Annotated in this window: 20 protein-coding genes; 16 read left to right on the top strand and 4 right to left on the bottom strand. The window is 58.6% G+C overall.

The genetic code is table 11. From position 1 onward, the window contains the following. The first annotated feature begins 121 nt into the window (after window positions 1-121). From urtE to ureC, 8 genes are all read left to right on the top strand, one after another. Window positions 122-817: an urea ABC transporter ATP-binding subunit UrtE gene (gene urtE, locus EYC79_RS20010; RefSeq protein ID WP_062598804.1), complete on the top strand. Its 696-nt coding sequence runs from the start codon at window positions 122-124 to the stop codon at window positions 815-817. Window positions 818-1059: 242 nt separating this feature from the next. Continuing rightward, window positions 1060-2274 carry a CE1 family esterase gene (locus EYC79_RS20005; protein WP_130979284.1) on the top strand — a complete coding sequence of 405 codons (1215 nt, stop codon included), beginning with the start codon at window positions 1060-1062 and terminating at the stop codon, window positions 2272-2274. A 35-nt stretch (window positions 2275-2309) separates the two neighbouring features. Further along, complete coding sequence (locus EYC79_RS20000) at window positions 2310-3032, top strand: urease accessory protein UreD (protein WP_418123519.1); 723 nt, start codon at window positions 2310-2312, stop codon at window positions 3030-3032. A 117-nt stretch (window positions 3033-3149) separates the two neighbouring features. After that, window positions 3150-3452 (top strand): urease subunit gamma, encoded by a 303-nt coding sequence (locus EYC79_RS19995; protein ID WP_130979283.1) that lies wholly within the window; start codon window positions 3150-3152, stop codon window positions 3450-3452. Window positions 3453-3473: 21 nt separating this feature from the next. Next, complete coding sequence (locus tag EYC79_RS19990; protein ID WP_130979282.1) at window positions 3474-4028, top strand: hypothetical protein; 555 nt, start codon at window positions 3474-3476, stop codon at window positions 4026-4028. Continuing rightward, window positions 4025-4330: an urease subunit beta gene (locus tag EYC79_RS19985; RefSeq protein WP_062439962.1), complete on the top strand. Its 306-nt coding sequence runs from the start codon at window positions 4025-4027 to the stop codon at window positions 4328-4330. Before EYC79_RS19990 ends, EYC79_RS19985 begins: the two co-directional genes overlap by 4 nt. Beyond that, entirely contained in the window at window positions 4330-4758 is a 429-nt protein-coding gene (locus EYC79_RS19980; protein WP_130979281.1) for a lysozyme inhibitor LprI family protein, read from the top strand. Before EYC79_RS19985 ends, EYC79_RS19980 begins: the two co-directional genes overlap by 1 nt. 99 nt (window positions 4759-4857) lie before the next feature. After that, window positions 4858-6567: an urease subunit alpha gene (gene ureC / locus EYC79_RS19975; RefSeq protein ID WP_130979279.1), complete on the top strand. Its 1710-nt coding sequence runs from the start codon at window positions 4858-4860 to the stop codon at window positions 6565-6567. Between the two features lie 229 nt (window positions 6568-6796). Here the strand turns inward: ureC and EYC79_RS19970 are convergent, their stop codons facing one another. Continuing rightward, entirely contained in the window at window positions 6797-8116 is a 1320-nt protein-coding gene (locus EYC79_RS19970; protein ID WP_062441039.1) for an MFS transporter, read from the bottom strand. Window positions 8117-8485: 369 nt separating this feature from the next. Here EYC79_RS19970 and EYC79_RS19965 point away from each other — a divergent pair, with 369 nt between their 5' ends. The 8 genes from EYC79_RS19965 (at window position 8486) to EYC79_RS19930 (ending at window position 17043) form a co-directional block, all read left to right on the top strand. After that, the gene (locus tag EYC79_RS19965) at window positions 8486-10237 is read left to right on the top strand and encodes a sensor histidine kinase (RefSeq protein ID WP_130979277.1); all 1752 of its coding nucleotides are present in this window, start codon (window positions 8486-8488) and stop codon (window positions 10235-10237) included. Further along, window positions 10234-11556 carry a sigma-54-dependent transcriptional regulator gene (locus EYC79_RS19960; RefSeq protein WP_130979275.1) on the top strand — a complete coding sequence of 441 codons (1323 nt, stop codon included), beginning with the start codon at window positions 10234-10236 and terminating at the stop codon, window positions 11554-11556. The genes EYC79_RS19965 and EYC79_RS19960 overlap by 4 nt, the downstream gene beginning before the upstream one ends. A gap of 342 nt (window positions 11557-11898) precedes the next feature. Then, window positions 11899-12732, top strand: a complete 834-nt coding sequence (locus tag EYC79_RS19955) for a GGDEF domain-containing protein (RefSeq protein ID WP_062426238.1) — start codon at window positions 11899-11901, stop codon at window positions 12730-12732. A gap of 199 nt (window positions 12733-12931) precedes the next feature. Further along, window positions 12932-13453: an urease accessory protein UreE gene (gene ureE / locus EYC79_RS19950; RefSeq protein WP_130979273.1), complete on the top strand. Its 522-nt coding sequence runs from the start codon at window positions 12932-12934 to the stop codon at window positions 13451-13453. Window positions 13454-13456: 3 nt separating this feature from the next. Next, window positions 13457-14128 carry an urease accessory protein UreF gene (locus EYC79_RS19945; RefSeq protein WP_130979272.1) on the top strand — a complete coding sequence of 224 codons (672 nt, stop codon included), beginning with the start codon at window positions 13457-13459 and terminating at the stop codon, window positions 14126-14128. Window positions 14129-14209: 81 nt separating this feature from the next. Further along, window positions 14210-14821, top strand: coding sequence for an urease accessory protein UreG (gene ureG / locus EYC79_RS19940; protein WP_062439974.1), 612 nt, complete (start codon window positions 14210-14212; stop codon window positions 14819-14821). A 329-nt stretch (window positions 14822-15150) separates the two neighbouring features. Continuing rightward, window positions 15151-16011, top strand: a complete 861-nt coding sequence (locus tag EYC79_RS19935) for an AraC family transcriptional regulator (protein WP_130979270.1) — start codon at window positions 15151-15153, stop codon at window positions 16009-16011. 114 nt (window positions 16012-16125) lie between these two features. Then, complete coding sequence (locus EYC79_RS19930; protein WP_130979268.1) at window positions 16126-17043, top strand: DMT family transporter; 918 nt, start codon at window positions 16126-16128, stop codon at window positions 17041-17043. Window positions 17044-17117: 74 nt separating this feature from the next. Here the strand turns inward: EYC79_RS19930 and EYC79_RS19925 are convergent, their stop codons facing one another. From EYC79_RS19925 to EYC79_RS19915, 3 genes are all read right to left on the bottom strand, one after another. Continuing rightward, window positions 17118-17801 carry a Crp/Fnr family transcriptional regulator gene (locus EYC79_RS19925; protein ID WP_062598795.1) on the bottom strand — a complete coding sequence of 228 codons (684 nt, stop codon included), beginning with the start codon at window positions 17799-17801 and terminating at the stop codon, window positions 17118-17120. A 216-nt stretch (window positions 17802-18017) separates the two neighbouring features. Further along, window positions 18018-18320 (bottom strand): HigA family addiction module antitoxin, encoded by a 303-nt coding sequence (locus tag EYC79_RS19920; RefSeq protein ID WP_062439985.1) that lies wholly within the window; start codon window positions 18318-18320, stop codon window positions 18018-18020. Between the two features lie 11 nt (window positions 18321-18331). Then, window positions 18332-18613 carry a type II toxin-antitoxin system RelE/ParE family toxin gene (locus EYC79_RS19915; RefSeq protein ID WP_130979266.1) on the bottom strand — a complete coding sequence of 94 codons (282 nt, stop codon included), beginning with the start codon at window positions 18611-18613 and terminating at the stop codon, window positions 18332-18334. Window positions 18614-18709: the final 96 nt, after the last annotated feature.

Genomic DNA, 18709 nt, shown 5'->3' with positions numbered 1-18709 from the left:
ATGGGGTGCCCCGAGCTCAGGCGCTGTCCATGGGTTTGACTCAAGGGTCGCTCCACCCACTGCCGTCATCCTCGGGCTCGACCCGAGGATCCATATTACAGCCGCAGCCGAAGGTAACACCATGCTAAGCGTCGAAAACATCAATCTTCACTATGGCGCGGCGCAGGCTTTGCGTGGCATCTCGCTCAATGCCGAGATGGGCAAGATCACCTGTGTGCTGGGGCGCAACGGGGTGGGCAAGAGTTCGCTGTTGCGTGCGGTCACCGGGCAGCATGCCATCAGCGGCGGCTCGATTACCTTTGGTGGCGAGAGCCTGAATGGACTTGCACCCTACCAGCGGGCGAAGCGCGGTGTGGGATACGTGCCGCAGGGGCGTGAGATCTTTCCGTTGCTGACGGTGCAGGAAAATCTGGAGAGCGGCTATGCGCCGTTGCCGCGCAAGGAGCGGTTTATTCCCGACGATATTTTCAGCCTGTTTCCGGTGCTGCAAAGCATGTTGTCACGCCGCGGCGGCGATCTTTCCGGTGGGCAGCAGCAGCAGCTGGCGATCGGTCGGGCGCTTGTGACGCGTCCGAAGATCCTGGTGCTGGATGAGCCGACCGAAGGCATTCAGCCGTCGATCATCAAGGATATCGGCCGGGCCATCAAGTATCTGCGGGACTCCACCGGCATGGCGATCCTGCTTGTCGAGCAATATCTGGATTTCTGCCGCGAGCTTGCCGACTATGTCTACATCATGGATCGCGGCGAGGTGGTGCATCAAGGTGCGGCGGAAACGCTCGACACGCCGGAAGCGCGGCGGCATTTGACAGTATAGTTGCTGCGGATTTGCTCACGCCGTAATAAAAACCCCGTGATAAAGTGAACAGCCATGCGCTCAGGCATGGCTTTCATGCAGGTTTTTACGTTTCATTCACCAAAGTCCTGTGTTATTGGCAACATGAATGCTGCATGCAAGACACACCCGAGAGGTCATCTGCACGCCGCGACCGTCGATCCCTTACATTCCGCGAATTTTCCGGCATCTTGTCGGAGAACTGTGCCAATAAAGGCGTGCCGATGAATTTGACTGTTGCTGGCCGGACGTTCCGGCTTCAATTTCCTGCCAAGACATTGTTCGCAGGGTTTGCCATTCTCACAAGCATGAGCGCCGCAGCATCGGCGTCGATGTGTGGTCAGGCGGCAAAGCCCGGTCGGCATGAGTTTTCGCTCATGTCACAGGGAGCAGAACGCGACGGCGTCTATTTCGTTCCATCCTCATATGATGGATCGAAGCCGGTGCCGGTGGTTTTTGACTTTCATGGCAGCAACAGCAACCCGAACGGCCAGTTGGATCGCAGTGGCTGGGACAAGGTCGCCGAACGTACGGGCGTCATGGTCGTGGCACTGCAGGGCAGTCTCGACGGCGATCTGCCCGGTACCCATGCCTGGAACGTGCCGGGCGTGACCACCCGCAAGGGCGGGCTGGATGAGGTCTCTTTCATCCGCGATGCGGTTTCCATGGTGAAGTCGAAGTTCTGCGTCGATGAAGAGCGCTTCTATGGCTCCGGCTATTCCGGCGGCGGGCGTATGCTTTCCCAATATCTGTGCAGCGGCAGCAATGATTTTGCCGCGGCTGGCTTCGTTGCCTCACTTCGCGCAGGCGTTCCGGTGGAAGCCGAAGGCCGCTGGCGGCCGGACATGGCAAGCTGCACGCCGGCCAAGCCCATGTCGATCATCGCCTTTGCCGGCACGAAGGATCCAGCCAATCCCTATCAGGGCGGTGGCAAGCCTTACTGGCAGTATGGTGGTGAGACGGCGTTGAAGCGTTGGGCTGAGCTCGATGGCTGCAAGGGTGCTGTCAAAAGCAAGTCTCTCGGCAACTTCACCTTCAATTCCTATGATGTCTGCAAGAGCGGATCGCGCATCCATTCCTATGTGATCGACGCCTGGGATCATGCATGGCCGCGCGCCACGATGAAGTCCGACGTCATTGCCGCTTCTGCCGTTCTGACCCGCAAGCCCGGCAGCGATGTGACGCCGAAGGCGCAGCCTGCGGTGGACCGCAGGACATCGGGTGATGAGAGCGCAAGACAGGTTGATGCAGCCGAAAGAATGTGGGATTTCTTCCAGAATACGGAAGGGCAGATGGTTGTCGACGCAACGTCGAAGACGGATTGCTCTGTGAAAGCGGTTTCCGCATCCGCGAAGCCCTCGGAGACGACGTGCAGCCAGTCCTTGAAAGCATCAGCCAACCCCGTCCGCAACGCGCCCGTGGCCGAGGACGCATTGTAACCAAAGCGCGTGATGGGCGCAGTCGTCTGGATGAATTGTTCCAGGAAGGCTGCGCCAAGATCAGGCTCCCCGATACATTTTCCAATGAAATGGAAGCCATTCTCATCAATTCCTCCGGCGGTTTGACCGGGGGAGACGAGGTGGAATGGCAGGCGCATGCCAAGGCAGGCACCAGCCTTGTCGTTACCACGCAGGCCTGCGAAAAGGTCTACAAGGCCGCTGCCGGAACTGCGAATGTCTCCGTTCGTGTCACAGCGGAAGAAAACACCCGGCTCCACTGGCTTCCCCAGGAAACCATCCTTTTCGATCGCGCCTCGCTGACACGCAGGCTGGAGGCTGATCTGCATGCCTCGTCCGAGTTTCTCGCTGTGGAAGCGGTGTTGCTTGGCCGTCAGGCCATGGGCGAAGCAATGGAAGAGGGGCTGTTTCGGGACCGCTGGCGCATTCGTCACGGCGGCAAGCTCTTTCATGCGGAGGAGCTTTTTCTCGACGGTCGCATTGCCGATCTGACGCAGCACTCTTCCGTTCTCGCGGGCCGGGTCGCATTCGCCACCATCCTTTATATCGGGCCGCTGGCTGAGGCGCTCTTGCCTAAAATCAGAGCGTTTGCCGGAGAAAGCGGCGGCGCCAGCGAATGGCAGGGGAAGCTCGTCGTGCGACTGTCTGCGCAGGACGGTTTCTCCCTGAGAAAAATGCTTTTTCCTATCATTTCGCTCTTGCGCAACGGCGCGCCAGTGCCGAAAGTCTGGAATCTGTGAAGCGGGTGCAGCGCCCCTAAAGCCGGATGAATGTTGGGCTTAAGTGACTGCATCGGCGGGATGATTTTGAGCGTACCTTCCAAGCCCTGAAGGACGCTCGGCTGGAATGGGACGACGATGAACCTTACTCCCCGGGAAAAAGACAAGCTCCTGATCTCCATGGCCGCCATGGTGGCGCGCCGGCGGCTCGAACGCGGCGTCAAGCTCAATTATCCAGAGGCGATCGCGCTGATCACCGACTATGTGGTGGAAGGTGCGCGTGACGGCCGCGCCGTGGCTGACCTGATGGAAGCGGGCGCCCATGTCATTTCGCGCGATCAGGTCATGGAAGGCATCGCCGAGATGATCCACGATGTGCAGGTGGAAGCCACCTTCCCGGATGGCACCAAACTCGTCACCGTGCATGAGCCGATTAGGTGATCTACCGGAAGGGCTTTGTCGATGAGCGCTGATGATCAACCTTCAGGTAGCAGAACGCCTCTCCAAGTGCGTGCAAGTGCCGACGTTCGTTATCAATACCTTCTAGAAGAGATGAAGGCAGCACGTACAAGAATCGATGAAGAAATTCGAACGATGAACCAGTTCGAAATTCTCAGTATGGTAGCGGTCGGTTTAATATATTGGCTCGTCTTAAGCGCTGAGAGCTTAAGGCCGCTTGCTTTAGCTTTGTCAGCCTTCTTTCCGGTCTTGATAAGTGGCTACGGCATATTTCGCTATCGAGCTCATGCTCATGTGATCAAGGTGCATGAAGCATATATTAAGATTCACATAGAGCGAAAAATATTTGGCAGGACAAGTCTAAGTGGACTTGTAAAGTACTATGACCGGAAAAAGACAGGTAATTTGAAAACAGCAAGATTCACCTTTTGGATCGTAGCGTTTTGCATTTCTTTGAGCCTATTTGTAGTGTGTTTGGTTGCGCCCGAAATGGTGCGAAAAATGGATAACCAAGTCAAATACACAACTGAAACCCATACAGTGGAAGCACGACCATGATACCAGGTGAGATCATTGCTGCCGAGGGCACGATAGAGCTCAATGCCGGCCAGCCGACGGTGACCATCGAGGTGGCCAATTCCGGTGACCGCCCGGTGCAGGTGGGCAGCCACTATCATTTCTTCGAAACCAATGCCGGGCTGATCTTCGAGCGCGACAAGGCCCGCGGCATGCGACTGGATATTCCGGCCGGCACGGCGGTGCGTTTCGAGCCGGGGCAAAAGCGTGAAGTGACGCTGGTGCCGCTTTCCGGCAAGCGTGAGGTGTATGGCTTTCGCCAGCAGGTGATGGGGAAGCTTTGATGGCCTCGCAGTTGCATCTGAGCGCGTTGGTTTCGCTCTTTCTGCTTATCGGCTCCGGCGCCGCCACCGCGGCGTTTGCCCAGGACAAAAAGGTCAATTGCGCCGACCCTCAGACGCAGATGGAGATGACCCAGTGCGCCGGGGAAGACTACGACAAGGCCGACAAGGACTTGAATGTCGAGTACCAGAAGCTTCGCAAGCTTTTAGGCGAGCGCGACAAGGCGGCTGACGAGAACGGCAAGGGCGCGGTCGACGCGCTGGTTGCTGCGCAGCGCGCCTGGGTCGCCTACCGCGATGCCAATTGCGAACTCGCGGGATTTCAGGCGCGTGGCGGGTCGATGGAGCCGCAGCTTGTCGCCTCTTGCCTTGCGCAGATGAGCCGCGATCGGACGCAGGAGTTAAAGACGCTTTCCGCACAGTTCTGGTAGCACGGATCTGTCAAGACACGTCACGAGGCCCAGGCGGATGCCGCCTTGGTCTTTATCAAAACAATCGCCTTCTCCGCCTCTGAGGGAGCCAGACCGCCCATGTCCTACAAGATTTCCCGCGCCGCCTATGCCAGCATGTTCGGCCCGACCACCGGCGACAAGGTGCGCCTGGCCGATACGGAGCTGTTCATCGAAATCGAAAAGGATTTCACCACCTATGGCGAAGAGGTGAAGTTCGGTGGTGGCAAGGTCATTCGTGACGGCATGGGCCAGAGCCAGGCGACCCGTGCGGAGGGTGCGGTCGATACCGTCATCACCAATGCGGTGATCGTCGATCATTCGGGCATCTACAAGGCCGATGTCGGCCTGAAGGACGGGCGCATCCACGCGATCGGCAAGGCGGGCAATCCGGATACGCAGCCGGGCGTGACGATCATCGTCGGCCCTTCGACCGAAGCCATTGCAGGTGAGGGCAAGATCCTGACCGCTGGCGGCATGGACGCCCATATCCACTACATCTGCCCGCAGCAGATCGAAGAAGCGCTGATGAGCGGTGTGACCTGCATGCTGGGCGGCGGTTCTGGCCCTGCGCATGGAACGCTTGCCACCACCTGCACCGGTGCATGGCATATCGAACGGATGATCGAAAGCTTCGACGGCTTTCCAATGAATCTTGCACTTGCCGGCAAGGGTAATGCCTCGCTGCCGAAGCCGCTGGAAGAAATGATCCTGGCAGGCGCCTCCTCGCTGAAGTTGCACGAGGATTGGGGCACGACCCCGGCTGCCATCGACAACTGCCTGACGGTGGCCGACGCCTTCGACGTGCAGGTGATGATCCATACCGATACGCTGAACGAAAGCGGCTTCGTGGAAGACACGGTGGCCGCCATCAAGGGCCGCACCATCCATGCGTTCCATACGGAAGGGGCAGGCGGCGGTCACGCGCCGGATATCATCAAGATCTGCGGCAACCCCAACGTCATTCCGTCCTCCACCAACCCGACACGGCCCTATACGGTCAATACGCTGGCGGAACATCTCGACATGCTGATGGTCTGCCACCATCTGTCGCCGTCCATTCCTGAAGACATCGCCTTTGCCGAAAGCCGCATCCGCAAGGAGACCATCGCGGCGGAAGATATTTTGCACGATATCGGCGCCTTCTCGATCATTTCTTCCGACAGCCAGGCCATGGGCCGTGTCGGCGAGGTGGCGATCCGCACCTGGCAGACGGCCGACAAGATGAAGCGTCAGCGCGGCCGCCTGAAGGATGAGAAGGGCGAGAACGACAATTTCCGGGTTCGTCGCTACATCGCGAAATACACAATCAATCCGGCGATCGCCCATGGGGTCAGCCACGAGATCGGTTCGGTCGAAGTCGGCAAGCGCGCCGACCTCGTGCTGTGGTCCCCGGCCTTCTTCGGCGTGAAGCCGGAAATGGTGCTGCTCGGCGGTTCGATTGCGGCGGCACCCATGGGCGACCCGAACGCCTCCATTCCCACGCCGCAGCCAATGCATTACCGGCCGATGTTTGCAGCTTACGGCAAGCTGCGCACCAACTCCTCCGTCACCTTCGTCTCGCAGGCCTCGCTCGATGGCGGGTTGGCACAGCGTCTCGGCGTGGCGAAAAAGCTGGTGGCGGTGAAGGATGTCCGTGGTGGCATCTCGAAGGCCTCGATGATCCACAACACGCTGACCCCGCATATCGAGGTGGACCCGGAGACCTATGAAGTGCGCGCCGACGGCGAGTTGCTGACCTGCGAACCGGCAACGGTTCTGCCCATGGCGCAGCGCTACTTCCTGTTCTGATATCGGGCTTTTTCAAACGGTCCGCATAACTGCGCGATCGTCGCCTTAGCGCCGTCTCCGCTCCGTCGGCGGATCGGCGAGGGGCGCACGTGTTTGAAATGATGCGTTGTGCTTTTGCGATACTGACGTCAGTTACGAGAATTCGTCTACCCACAATGAAGCGGGCGCCGTCCGAAGACGGCGCCCGCATTCAATCTGTCATCGATTGCAGACCCCTGATGAGGGTCTTTTAGTCTTCGATGATCTCGCTCTGCTTGCTGGTATCGCGCATGAACAGGTAGACGACAAGCGACACGCCGATCATGGCGGTGACGTACCAGTAGAAGCCCTGTTCCCAGCCGGCGCTCTTGAAGCGCAGTGCGACGAACTCCGCGGTACCGCCGAAGAGCGTGTTGGCGAGCGCGTAAGGGAGAGCAACGCCGAGTGCGCGGATATGGGCGGGGAAGAGTTCCGCTTTGACCACCGCGTTGATCGAGGTGTAGCCCGTCACGATCACCAGTGCGGCCATGACCAGCAGTCCGGCAATCAGCGGGTCCTTGGTGTGCTCCAGGGCCGAGAAGATCGGGTAGGTGAAAAGAACGCCCATCACGCCGAATGCGATCATCAGGGGTTTGCGGCCGATCTTGTCGGACAATCCGCCCGCGATTGGCTGCAGCAGCATGAAGATGAGGAGCGTGATGGCATTGATCTCGCTGGCAACTTCGCGCGAGAAGCCGGAGGTGTTGACGAGGAATTTCTGCATGTAGATCGAGTAGGCGTAGAAGGCCAAGGTGCCGCCTGCGGTCAGCAGCATGACGAGCGCGGTCTCTTTCGGATGCTTGGTCAGAAGCTGCCAGAAGCCAGACTTCGGCTTGCCTTCAGCCTTGGCATTCTTGAAGCTTTCGGTTTCTGCAAGGCCACGACGCAGCCAGAAGACCACCACGGCCAGTGCCGCACCGACAAAGAACGGGATGCGCCAGCCCCAGGCATTCAGATCTTCCGTGCTCATGACGTTCTGCAGGATGATGAGGACGGCGATCGCCAGGAGCTGGCCCGAGATCAGCGTCACATACTGGAAGGAGGAGAAGAAGCCGCGGCGTTCCTTGCCGGCCATCTCGGAAAGATAGGTGGCAGAGGCGCCATATTCGCCGCCGACGGAAAGACCTTGCAACAGGCGGGCGATGACGAGAAGTGTGGGCGCGGCCACGCCGATCGTGTTGTAGTCGGGCGTCAGAGCGATGATCAGCGAGCCCAGGCACATGAGGGTTACCGAAAGTGCCAGACCGGACTTGCGGCCATGACGGTCGGCATAAAGGCCCATGATCCATGCGCCGACAGGGCGCATCACGAAGCCGACGGCGAAGACGGCTGCGGAATTGAGAAGCTGTGCGGTCTGATCGCCTGCGGGAAAGAAGTGCGGTGCGAAGTAAAGCGCAAAGGCGGCATAGACATACCAGTCGAACCATTCGACGAGATTGCCCGTCGAGCCGCCGATAATCGATTTCAGGCGGTGCTTGCGGTCCGCCGACTGCGCGGCGCTTCCCTGGGTGACAGTATTTCCGGTCTCGATCAACACACTCAGACCCTCCCTTGGTCAAGTTTTACAAAGACGCCCGGTGCATTCTTCCAGGCAGGGCCAAGATCGTGACGCGCGGCTTGGGGCTTGGGTCTTCCCTTAGAGTGACCAGCGATTGTCCCGCTTAAAGCGTGGTTGCTGATCAGCACATGGCCGTTGATTTTTAGCTGTTGGGCCATCCTCCCGACGGCGCGTCCTCTTCATGCAATCTGCGGGAGGGGCGGTCGACGTGTGAAGGTTTTGTTGCTCTTTGGTCAAGCTATTGAATTTTATTATTTTTTCAAAATTTATCCGCGTACTGCGAAAGAAATTTGTGCTGATTTATGCATGGCATTCTGATAGATCGTGCAATATCCTGCACAGATGTCAGTGAAACCTCGTCTGCAAATCGTCGTGCTGGTGCTGCTCGTCCTGGCCGCTATCGCTCTCGTCTGGAGCGGAGCGTCACTCTGGTCGCGTCGGCAAGCGGCGCAGCAACTGGCCGAAGAGGCGGAGTTGCTGGTGCGCCAGCACAGCCTGCTGATTGACAGCGAACTTGCCCGTTTTCGGCTCATGCCGATCGTTCTGGGCGAATATGGCGATCTGGTCGATGTTCTCTCGACTAGGAATGCTCAGACGGCAGCGCGGCTCAGCGACAAGTTTGGCTCTCTCGTGCGAGAGACCGGAGCCTCCTATATCTATCTGATCAATCGAAACGGCGTTGCCGTTGCCGCTTCCAATGCCAGCGATGACAGCAGCTTCGTCGGGCAGGATTTCGGCTTCCGGCCCTATTTCTCCGGCGCCATGCGCGACGGGAAGGCGGAGTATTATGGTGCCGGCTTACTCACCCGTCAGGCGGGATTGTTTCTGGCGCGGCGCGTCGGCCAAAATGATGCGGCATCCGGCGTCGTCGTCGTCAAATACGAGTTCGGTGCGCTTTCCTCCATCTGGGCCGGTGATCCGGGGCGCACGCTGATCGTCGATGCCAACGGCATCATTCTGGCGGCACCCGACAAGGACCAGATTTTGACAACGCTGGCGCCGCTGCCAACCGCCGTTCGCCAGCGTATCGATGCGATCAGCCAGTATGGCGATGCAAAGTTGGAGCCGGGCAATTATCGGTTTGCCGGTCCGGATCATATCGAGACGGCTGAGGGCGCTGACATGGTCTATGCCGCACTTCCCATTGCCGGAACGGATCTTCGCATCCTGCATCTTCTCAATACGCGGCAAGCGCGTATCGCCGCGGACCGGCGAGCGACGTTTGCCACGCTTGCCATCCTGCCGCTTCTGCTTCTCGCCGGTTTCGCCGTCTGGTGGCAGGCCAATCGCACCGCAAGGCGTGCTGCGGAGCGGCGTAGCCTCGAGGCGGCGGTCGCTGAAAGAACGGCGCAGCTGCGTGAAGAAATGGGCTATCGGGCAATTGCCGATCAGCGTTATCGGGAGGCGCGCGAGGAGCTGGCACAGGCCAATCGGCTCGCCTCCGTCGGCTCCATCACCGCTGGCCTCATGCATGAAATCAATCAGCCGGTTGCCACTATTCGCACCCTGTCGGAAAATGCGCTGCACCATCTTGCCGCCAGCCGCAGCGAGCGTGTTCGCGACAGCCTCGGCACGATGATTGCGATGACGGAGCGGATCGGCACGCTAACGCAGGAAATGCGCGGTTTTGCCCGCAAGGGGGAGGGGCAGATCGGCGAAGAGCCATTGGACGAGATGATCGCCGGCGCCATGCTGTTGATGGAAGATCGTATCCGCAGGGCGGGCATTCGCCTGACTTTGCCGCCAGGCGGTCAACCAACTGTGCTGGGCAAGCGTGTGCCGCTCGAACAGGTTGTCGTCAATCTGCTGCAGAACGCCATGGATGCGCTGGAGGGACATCCCGATCCAGAGATTGCGATCACCGTGGAGCGTGAAGAGGGCATGATTTGCCTGACGGTTGCCGATAACGGCCCCGGCATCGATCCACAGCTTGGCAAGCAAGTCTTCGAGCCCTTCGTCACCGGCAAGCCCAATGGTCTTGGGCTCGGTCTCGGCATTGCCCAAGACATCATGAAGGATCTCGGCGGTTCTCTCACCATTACGGCGTCGGCGCTTGGGGGCGCGGCCTTTACTGTGACGATGAGGGCGGCATGACGCAGAACGCACCGGAGAAGATTCTGCTGGTTGAAGACAACCTCGCCTTTCGTGCAGCATTGGCGGACAGCTTCGCCATCGCCGGGTTGGAGGTGGAAGTGCATGACGATGGGAAATCGGCGCTCGCCAGCCTCTCCACGACGCTGCCCGGTGTCGTCGTCACCGATCTTCGCATGCCGCGGTTGGATGGCAACGACCTGTTCGATGCCATTCTGGCGCGAGACCGGGAATTGCCGGTCATCCTGATGACGGGCCACGGCGATATCGCCATGGCAGTGGCTGCCCTGAAGCGGGGCGCTTTCGACTTCGTGGCAAAGCCGTTCATGACGGACCATCTGATCGCCTCCGTCCGGCGGGCGCTCGAAACCCGCCGCCTCGTCGTCGACAATCGGCGGCTGCGCCAGGCGGCCCTGGAAGCGGAACTGACATCGCCGCTGCTTGGCCAGACACCGGCGATGGTGCAGTTGCGGGACCTGGTCGAACGGGTCGCGCCAACGGACGTTAATGTTCTGATCGAAGGCGAGACTGGCACCGGCAAGGAGCTGATTGCCAGACTGTTGCACCAGGGGAGCGCGCGACGTGGGCGCCCCTTCATCCGCGTCGATTGCGCGTCGATCTCTGATGCGATGGTTGACGAGACGCTGTTCGGGACGCGCCTGCGACGTGGGCTGATTGCCGAGGCCCAGCGCGGAACGCTGTTTCTGGATGGGGCGGAGACCATGTCTGCCCTGATGCAGGGGCGAATGCTGGGCGTGGCGGAAAGCCGCGAAATGCCCAATCCCAGTGGCGGGACGATGCCCGTGGATATCCGGATCATCACCACCCTGACACGCAAACATCTTGCCGGTGATGACGAAAGGGCGGGCTTTCGCAAGGACCTGTTGTATCACCTCGAGACCGTGCGCATCGGTGTGCCGCCTCTGCGCCAGCGGCAGGGGGATATCGCCATCCTCTTCCACGTGTTTTTAGAGGACGCGGCGCGTCGGCATGGGCTTCCCAGCCCGCAGATCGATGGCGAGATCGAGGCGTTTCTGCTCAGCAACGAATGGGCGGGCAATGTCCGTGAATTGCGCAACTATGCAACGCAGATCGCGCTTGGCCTTGCGTCACCGCGCCAAGGCCTGTCGACAAGGTTGGGCCTGGTGGAGCAGATGGATGCTTTCGAAACGAGCGTTCTCACCCAGGCACTTCAAAACCATGGCGGTGACGCTACGGCTGTTGCCGAGGCGTTGAAACTTCCACGACGGAGCCTGTATGCGCGTTTGCAGCGCCTTGGTATCTCCCCATCCTCTTTCCGAAAATCTCGGGATGAGAGCTAGGATCTGGCTCTCTTCGTTCTTTGAGAGCATGCCGCGAAAAGCCCTCGGACGCTGTCATACGGAAATCTGGGGGATAACGACACCAAAGCAGAACTGGGGCCGCGTGCGGCAAAGCGGAGGCGCCCGACAGCATTTTCATGAGAATTCTGCGGATCATTCCTGCTGCTTCGCCGTTCATGCCCGTGGGGAATGACAAGCTTAAGGTCATCCTTGTTTAAGCACATATGCGATTAATTTCACCACGACCGCACATGCATAAAACTAGCTTAAACTTTTACTTGTTCTATTGAAGATGTCGCAACCTTTTCTGCTTATCGGTTGCCTTATGGAGGTAAGAGGCTGATGGCTGACGGGTTCGCAAAGTTTATCTCGCTCGATATGAGCCTCAGCGATCAAGGCCGGGGCCAGACGCTGCGAAGCTTTGCGATGAAAATGGTGTTCATCTCCATATCCTTGTCCATCGTGATCAGTCTGGCCGTCATTTTGATCGGTTCTGCGCTGGGGCTTCTTCCCGTTCCGCTTGCGGAAGCTGTTTCCTACAGTATCGCCATGGGCTGGATCGTCGGCGGCCTGGTCGCCGGAATTCTCTGCACGGTTCTTGCCAAGGCGATCCGCCAGTTGCGGGAATCGCAGGCGGAGTTTGAGCGGCTGAGCCGCACCGATACGCTCTCGGGCCTGGCCAATCGCCGCGCGTTCAACCAGGCGTTCGAAGACATTCAGAACAACGCCTCGCTTGCTATCTTCGATCTCGACCGCTTCAAGTCGATCAACGATAATTTCGGCCACAGCGCTGGCGATCTGGTGATCAAGCGCGTTGCCCGGGCAATCGAGGATGTGTTCGGCGATTTCCACTGTGTCGCAAGGCTCGGCGGCGAAGAGTTCGGCGTGATCGTCTGTGGCGGAGAGCGCAAGGATCGCGTCGCGCTGATCGAAATGGCGCGAGTCCGTGTTGCCTGTCTTTCCGTCAATTTCGAAGGCAATCTGCTGCAGACGACGGTGTCCGTCGGCATTGCCGAAATCGAGCCGTCGCGATCGAAACACGATACTTTCGCCTTGGCCGACAAGGCGCTCTATATTGCCAAGGCCGCCGGGCGCAATCGCCTTTGCCATAGCGATGGATTTGCCCGTGTGGAACGCAACGAGACAGTTGGCATGGCACTCCAGGCGGCCTCCTGAGCCGAAGGGACCCCGGTGTCGCCGTCATTCTATGAGGCGCATTTGTGCTCGCTGGAGGCGTTGGCTATTTGAATTCACGCATCGTGCGTCTGCGAAAATCAATCCCGATTTTCGGGCCGATGCTGTAGCGGCTTGCAATCCCCCATCCCATCCGGCAAGACTCATTGCTTGAAGCATTACAGTCAGGCCGGACAACTCCATGTTACGTGTTCAATCCTATCTCCCCGCAGGCACACACGCCGATGAGCCGAGCGGCTATGTCACCCTTGCCCATGACCAGCGACATTTGAGACGCAAGTTGTTGCATCTCCAGAATGACGAGATGGTCATGCTGGACTTGAAGGAAGCCGTGCTGTTTGCCCATGGCGATCTGCTGGTCGTCGAAAATGGCGACCTTGTGGAGGTGCGCGCAGCCAATGAGAAGCTGTTTGAGATCACCGCAAAGAGCCCGCTGCATCTGATCGAGCTTGCCTGGCATCTCGGTAATCGCCACCTCTCGGCGCAGATCGAGGAGGATCGTATTCTCATCCTGCGCGATCACGTCATCCGTGCCATGCTGGAGGGCCTTGGTGCAACGGTGCGGGATGTGGAAGAACCCTTCCAGCCGGCCCGCGGCGCCTATCATGCACATGGTGGGCATTCGCATGGCGGCCATTCCCATGGCGATCACGGGCATGGGGATCATGGACACGGTAGCCATGGCCACCACCATCACGATTGACGCATGATGCCGAAGCACAATGTGGATAGCCTGCTCAGACTGCTGGCCTGGATGTCGCCTGCCTTTCCGGTGGGCGCCTTCTCCTATTCCGGCGGCCTTGAAAGCGCGGTCGCCGACCGCCGCATCTCGGATGCTGATAGTCTCAGCGACTGGATTGGGCTTTCGCTCCAGCGTGGAACCTTGTGGAACGATGCGGTGATGGTGTGCCAGGCCTGGAACGGCTTTGCCGACGACGCCATGCTGGACGAGACTGCCGAACTGTCGAGGGCTCTCGCGGGTTCTGCGGAGCGCTATCGCGAGACGGTTCTCCTGGGCGATGCCTTTGTGGATGCCGCACGCGCCTGGCCGTCCCCAGTCTTCGACAGGCTGCCGGCCTCGCCGACCTATCCGGTTGCGGTGGGTGCCGTGGCAGCCGCGCATGACGTTGCGCTGGAGGATATTCTCGCCGCCTATCTGCATTCCGGCCTGTCGCAACTGATTTCCGCAGGCATCCGTCTCGGTGTCGCGGGGCAGAAGGACGGTGTTGCGATCCTGGCGAGGCTGGAGGAGGTGGTGGGAGAGGTTGCAAGCCGCGCCTCTACTGCCACGCTCGACGATCTCGGATCGGCCACCATCATTGCCGATACGGCCCCCATGCGCCATGAAGTGCAAGGCACGCGGCTCTTCCGCTCCTGACCCCGTCCCTTTACTTTGGTGTTGATGAGGCAGGCGTGAGGCCGCTATGGTCGGCAAAACACATCCAGAAGGGAAGCAGGCATGAAATCGGGAAATGGGCCGCTCAGAGTTGGTATTGGCGGGCCTGTCGGTTCCGGCAAGACGGCATTGACGGAAAAGCTATGCAAGGCGATGAGCTCTGAATTCTCCGTCGCCGTCGTCACCAATGACATCTACACCAAGGAAGATGCCGAAGCGCTGGTGCGCATGCAGGCACTGCCATCGGAGCGCATCGTCGGCGTGGAAACCGGTGGCTGCCCGCACACGGCGATCCGTGAAGATGCGACGATCAATCTTCAGGCGATTGCCGGTTTGAACGAGCGGTTCCCCGATCTCGACGTGGTTTTCATCGAATCGGGCGGCGACAATCTCGCGGCCACCTTCTCTCCCGATCTCGCCGACATCACCATCTATGTCATCTCCGTCTGCCAGGGCGAGGAAATCCCGCGCAAGGGCGGCCCAGGCATCACCCGCTCCGACCTTCTGGTGATCAACAAGAAGGATCTGGCGCCTTATGTCGGTGCCGATCTTGAGGTGATGGACAGCGATGCCACCCGCATGCGCAAGGACATGCCATTCTTCTTCACCGACATGAAGCGCGGAGAGGGCATCGACCGTATCGTCGGCTTTCTGAAGCAGCAGGGCGGCTTGTAAAAGGATTAGCCTGTGGGAGGCCGGTCCGCTTTGACACGTCCACAGGCTCGATCCGTGCGTATCAAGATATCGCTCAGCCCGGCCGATATCGTGAAAGCCTCGGCCTGATATTATGAAACAGTTCAACTTTTTATCGGTAGCCTCGACCCGGAGAAATCGTGAATGAGGCTGACTGGATATAAGCCTTGATTCCGCTGGTCGTCTTCTCAGGACCTGTCGAATGAGCAAACGGCTATGCCGCATAATTGAGTTGCAATCGCATTTTTATACATACAACCTAATCATGATACGGATTGGGCTTTTGAGAGCAGCGAAACAAAAGGCGGTGCATGGTAGAAACCTCGGAACGATTGCTTCAGAAACCGCGCGTGAATGAATACGTGTCAATTCGTCGTTTCCCGGCGAAGGTCGGTCTGGAAAGCATGGCGGCTCATTATGTGAAGCAGGCTTTCAAACCTCATTCCCATGACGAATACGTCATCGGGATTATCGAGGATGGTATCCATTCGGTTTGGTGCCGGGGTGAACATTTCCAGGTGGGCGCTGGTACAGTCGTCACGATGAATCCTGGTGACGTTCATCATGGGGGCGCAGGACATGAGACCGGTTGGAAGCAGCGCATGGTCTATGTCAGCGAAGAAAAAATGCGTAGGTTCGTCGATGACGCAGTCGATGGCAGTAGCTTCTTTCTTCCTCGTTTTTCTGAAACTTTTCACGCACTCCCGGAGCTATCAAACTGCTTCGCACATTTCCACAATGTCCTGCATTCTTCACCTCTGACGCTTGCCAGGGATGTAGCTCTTAATGCCATGATGGAGACTATCGTTGGCGTGTTGGCGCCATCAGCGCTTCAGAAAGGTTCGTCAAAGGGGCCGGACGGGCGCATTTGCGATGCGATCGAGTATCTCAGGGAGCACGTGGAGCGGGATGTGCCCTTGGATGAATTGTGCACGATCGCAGGACTTCGCCGCCGTCAGACGATTGAGGCTTTGAAGCGGGTTACAGGCCTCCCACCTCATGCCTATCATCTCATGCTGAAGATCAACGCTGTGAAATCCATGCTCGCCCAAGGCTTGTCACCGGCCGAGGCGGCCGCCCAGTCGGGCTTCGTGGATCAGAGCCATATGGCTCGCCATTTTGTCGCAACAGTCGGCATGACTCCGGGCGCTTACAAGCAAGCCCTTGGCTGAAATTATCGCGATCCGCGTTTTCGTACTATAGCGAAAATTACCACAAGGCTATTCCTTTGCCCGTTCTTGAGGCGGACCAGTTCGGACCGCTTTAACCGGAGAGGAAGCCATAGCTTGACCGTAATTCAGACAAGGCCGGTATTGGAAAACCGGCGTCCATCAGCATCGGCATGGGCAGACCTCGCCCTTCTTGGAGTCGCCTTGGTGTGGGGTGCTAGTTATCCCGTGGCCAAGAGCGCACTTGTGCTTGCCCCCGTCCTTGTGCTGATTTTCTGCCGCTTTCTTTTGACGGCGCTGGCAATGTCGCTGATCGCCGGGAAAGAGCTTACAAGCACAAATGTCTACGACCGTGCCTGTGGCATTCTTCTTGGGGCTATTCTTTTTGCGATATTCATCGCTGAAACCTACGGGGTCACGCTGACCAGCGCGACGAACACCGCCCTTATCATTTCACTCTGTGTGGTCTTCACGCCTATTCTCGATTATGGCCTGTCACGTCGGCTGCCGCCTTTGGGCATCATTGGCGCGACAGCATCGTGCTGTGTAGGCGTGGGTGTGCTTACCGGAGGTAACCTTACCTTTACAGGGGGCGATCTCCTTGTTCTTGCCGCGGCGGTACTCCGGGCGGTCATGGTTGTGGCGACGAAACGTCTGATGGCAACACGAACCATGTCGACGGCAGCCCTCACCGCAATTCAGGCCTGGACCGTTGCTCTGTCTACCATGCTCATGATCATTGTTCTGGGCAAGTCCGACGACCTTTTTTTCGCCGGCGACACAAGCTTCTGGCTTGCTGTGGCATTCCTCTCGCTCTTCTGCACGATCGCGGCATTCTATGTCCAGAATGCAGCGGTGCGTCGCACGTCACCGACGCGCGTCAGCCTCCTCATGGGTACAGAGCCGTTGTTTGGCTTTCTCCTTGCCCATGCTCTGCTCAGTGAGCCTATCACAACTACCAGCTTGGTCGGCGCCAGTCTGATCGTCGCCGGAACTTTTGCAGGCATTCTCTTCGAAAACAGGAAGTTACCATGAGGCACAGGATTTACCTTTATCTCCCACGCTCGCTGGCGCTCACATGGCCGGAATAGGTCTGGGCGATGCACGTCCTAAAGCCTGTTCAGGGCTGCGGGGTCTTTGATGTGGATGACGCGTCCGCGCACGCTGACGCCGCAGCTTTTCAGGGTGGAGAAGGCGCGCGAGAGCGCTTCGGGTGCAAGGCCGAGCTTGCCCGCCAGCACGCTTTTCTGAAACGGCAGGCGCAGCGAATAGGAGCCATTGTCCGTCGGCGCCTGGGTCGCCAGGTAATGCGCCACGCGTTGAGGCGCGGTCTGCAACCTGTCATTGGCAACGCAGTCCATGACTTTCAGATTGTTCTTCGATAGGGTTTCGATCATGGCCCGCGCTACCGTCGGATCCGCCTCGAGCATCGCCCTGATGCGCGACAGTTCCAGCCTTGCCAGCAGGCAGCATTCGGTGGTCTGGGCGCTGTAGCGGTGGTTGCCGGTCTCGAAGATCATGCAATCGTTGAAGGTTTCGCCTGGACTGCAGATGCGGATATCGGCCTCGCGCCCGTCGCGACTGGTGCGAAACAGGCGCACATGGCCGTTCAATACGTAATAGAGATATTCCGCCGCACTCGCCTCGGTGAAGAGCACATGACGGGAGGGTAGCGTCAAAAGCGACGCGGCGTCGATGACCGACCGCGCCGATGTCTCGCTCATGGGAGAGAGAAGGTCACTGCGAATGAGAAGGGCTTTGTCCCTGTTGGTCAGTTTCTCGATCTTGCTCACGCTCGTCCCCCGGAACCATAACCATCTGCGCGTCCGTCTCGTCAGGTCGATTGGAAGAGGCGCGAACTTCGGCCATGGATGTTGTCATGGGGGAGAGGATAGCCGGTTCTGCAGAGCTCAAATTGATTTCGATCAAACTTTGATGAAATTTGAGAAGTGTGGGTACCCGCCCAATACGCTGGACTAAGAGCTCGCCGCTTCGCTTATGCGCCGCAATTACGCCGCCGCGACATCGATTTCAGGAATGGTCTCCAGTGCATCTTTCAAATGCGCCGCTTCGATCTTCAGGTCGTAACTGGCCTGCATGCTCATCCAGAACTGCGGAGAGGTTTTGAAGAACTTCGCCAGACGAAGTGCGGTATCGGGCGTCACCGAAGCCTGCTCGGTCGCGAGCCGCTCGATGCGCGTTCGGGGCACCTGCAGCTTTTTTGCCAGTGCGCCAGCACTCATCCCAAGCGGCAGGAGATACTCTTCTCGAAGGATTTCACCGGGGTGAACAGGGGGCAAGACACTTGTCATAACGGCTCCTCTCAGTGGTAGTCGACAATCTCAACGTCTTCGGCGCCGCCGTCTTTCCAGACAAAACAAATGCGCCATTGATCGTTGATCCTGATCGAATGCTGACCTGCACGATTTCCCTTCAACGCCTCCAGCCTGTTGCCCGGCGGCGAACGAAGGTCTTCCACATCATGAGCCACGTCGATCATCGTCAATTTGCGAACCGACGATCTGACGATGTCGACCGGAAAACCTTTCGGGGTTTTTCCGCTCGCGACCATCTCAGTCATGGAGTCTTTGAAAGAGCGGATCACGTCTGGCCCCTAACTACGAAATGTATCATAGCGTGATACATGGCCAACATCAAGTGGTATGTATCATGATATGATACAGATGTTCTTTATGACGTG

It is taken from the genome of Agrobacterium cavarae (assembly GCF_004310285.1).
GTDB lineage: Bacteria > Pseudomonadota > Alphaproteobacteria > Rhizobiales > Rhizobiaceae > Agrobacterium > Agrobacterium cavarae.
Note: the sequence above shows the minus strand (reverse complement) of the source record. Positions and strands in the feature narration are given on the sequence as shown.

Bases quoted from the DNA above. Each gene is read 5' to 3' on its own strand.
- EYC79_RS19980 (WP_130979281.1), top strand. From the start codon at position 4,330: ATGGCCTCGCAGTTGCATCTGAGCGCGTTGGTTTCGCTCTTTCTGCTT.
- EYC79_RS19990 (WP_130979282.1), top strand. From the start codon at position 3,474: ATGAGCGCTGATGATCAACCTTCAGGTAGCAGAACGCCTCTCCAAGTG.
- urtE (WP_062598804.1), top strand. From the start codon at position 122: ATGCTAAGCGTCGAAAACATCAATCTTCACTATGGCGCGGCGCAGGCT.
- EYC79_RS19965 (WP_130979277.1), top strand. From the start codon at position 8,486: ATGTCAGTGAAACCTCGTCTGCAAATCGTCGTGCTGGTGCTGCTCGTC.
- EYC79_RS19995 (WP_130979283.1), top strand. From the start codon at position 3,150: ATGAACCTTACTCCCCGGGAAAAAGACAAGCTCCTGATCTCCATGGCC.
- ureG (WP_062439974.1), top strand. From the start codon at position 14,210: ATGAAATCGGGAAATGGGCCGCTCAGAGTTGGTATTGGCGGGCCTGTC.
- EYC79_RS19935 (WP_130979270.1), top strand. From the start codon at position 15,151: ATGGTAGAAACCTCGGAACGATTGCTTCAGAAACCGCGCGTGAATGAA.
- ureE (WP_130979273.1), top strand. From the start codon at position 12,932: ATGTTACGTGTTCAATCCTATCTCCCCGCAGGCACACACGCCGATGAG.
- EYC79_RS19985 (WP_062439962.1), top strand. From the start codon at position 4,025: ATGATACCAGGTGAGATCATTGCTGCCGAGGGCACGATAGAGCTCAAT.
- EYC79_RS19945 (WP_130979272.1), top strand. From the start codon at position 13,457: ATGATGCCGAAGCACAATGTGGATAGCCTGCTCAGACTGCTGGCCTGG.
- EYC79_RS19960 (WP_130979275.1), top strand. From the start codon at position 10,234: ATGACGCAGAACGCACCGGAGAAGATTCTGCTGGTTGAAGACAACCTC.
- EYC79_RS19955 (WP_062426238.1), top strand. From the start codon at position 11,899: ATGGCTGACGGGTTCGCAAAGTTTATCTCGCTCGATATGAGCCTCAGC.
- EYC79_RS20005 (WP_130979284.1), top strand. From the start codon at position 1,060: ATGAATTTGACTGTTGCTGGCCGGACGTTCCGGCTTCAATTTCCTGCC.
- EYC79_RS19920 (WP_062439985.1), bottom strand. From the start codon at position 18,320: ATGACAAGTGTCTTGCCCCCTGTTCACCCCGGTGAAATCCTTCGAGAA.
- ureC (WP_130979279.1), top strand. From the start codon at position 4,858: ATGTCCTACAAGATTTCCCGCGCCGCCTATGCCAGCATGTTCGGCCCG.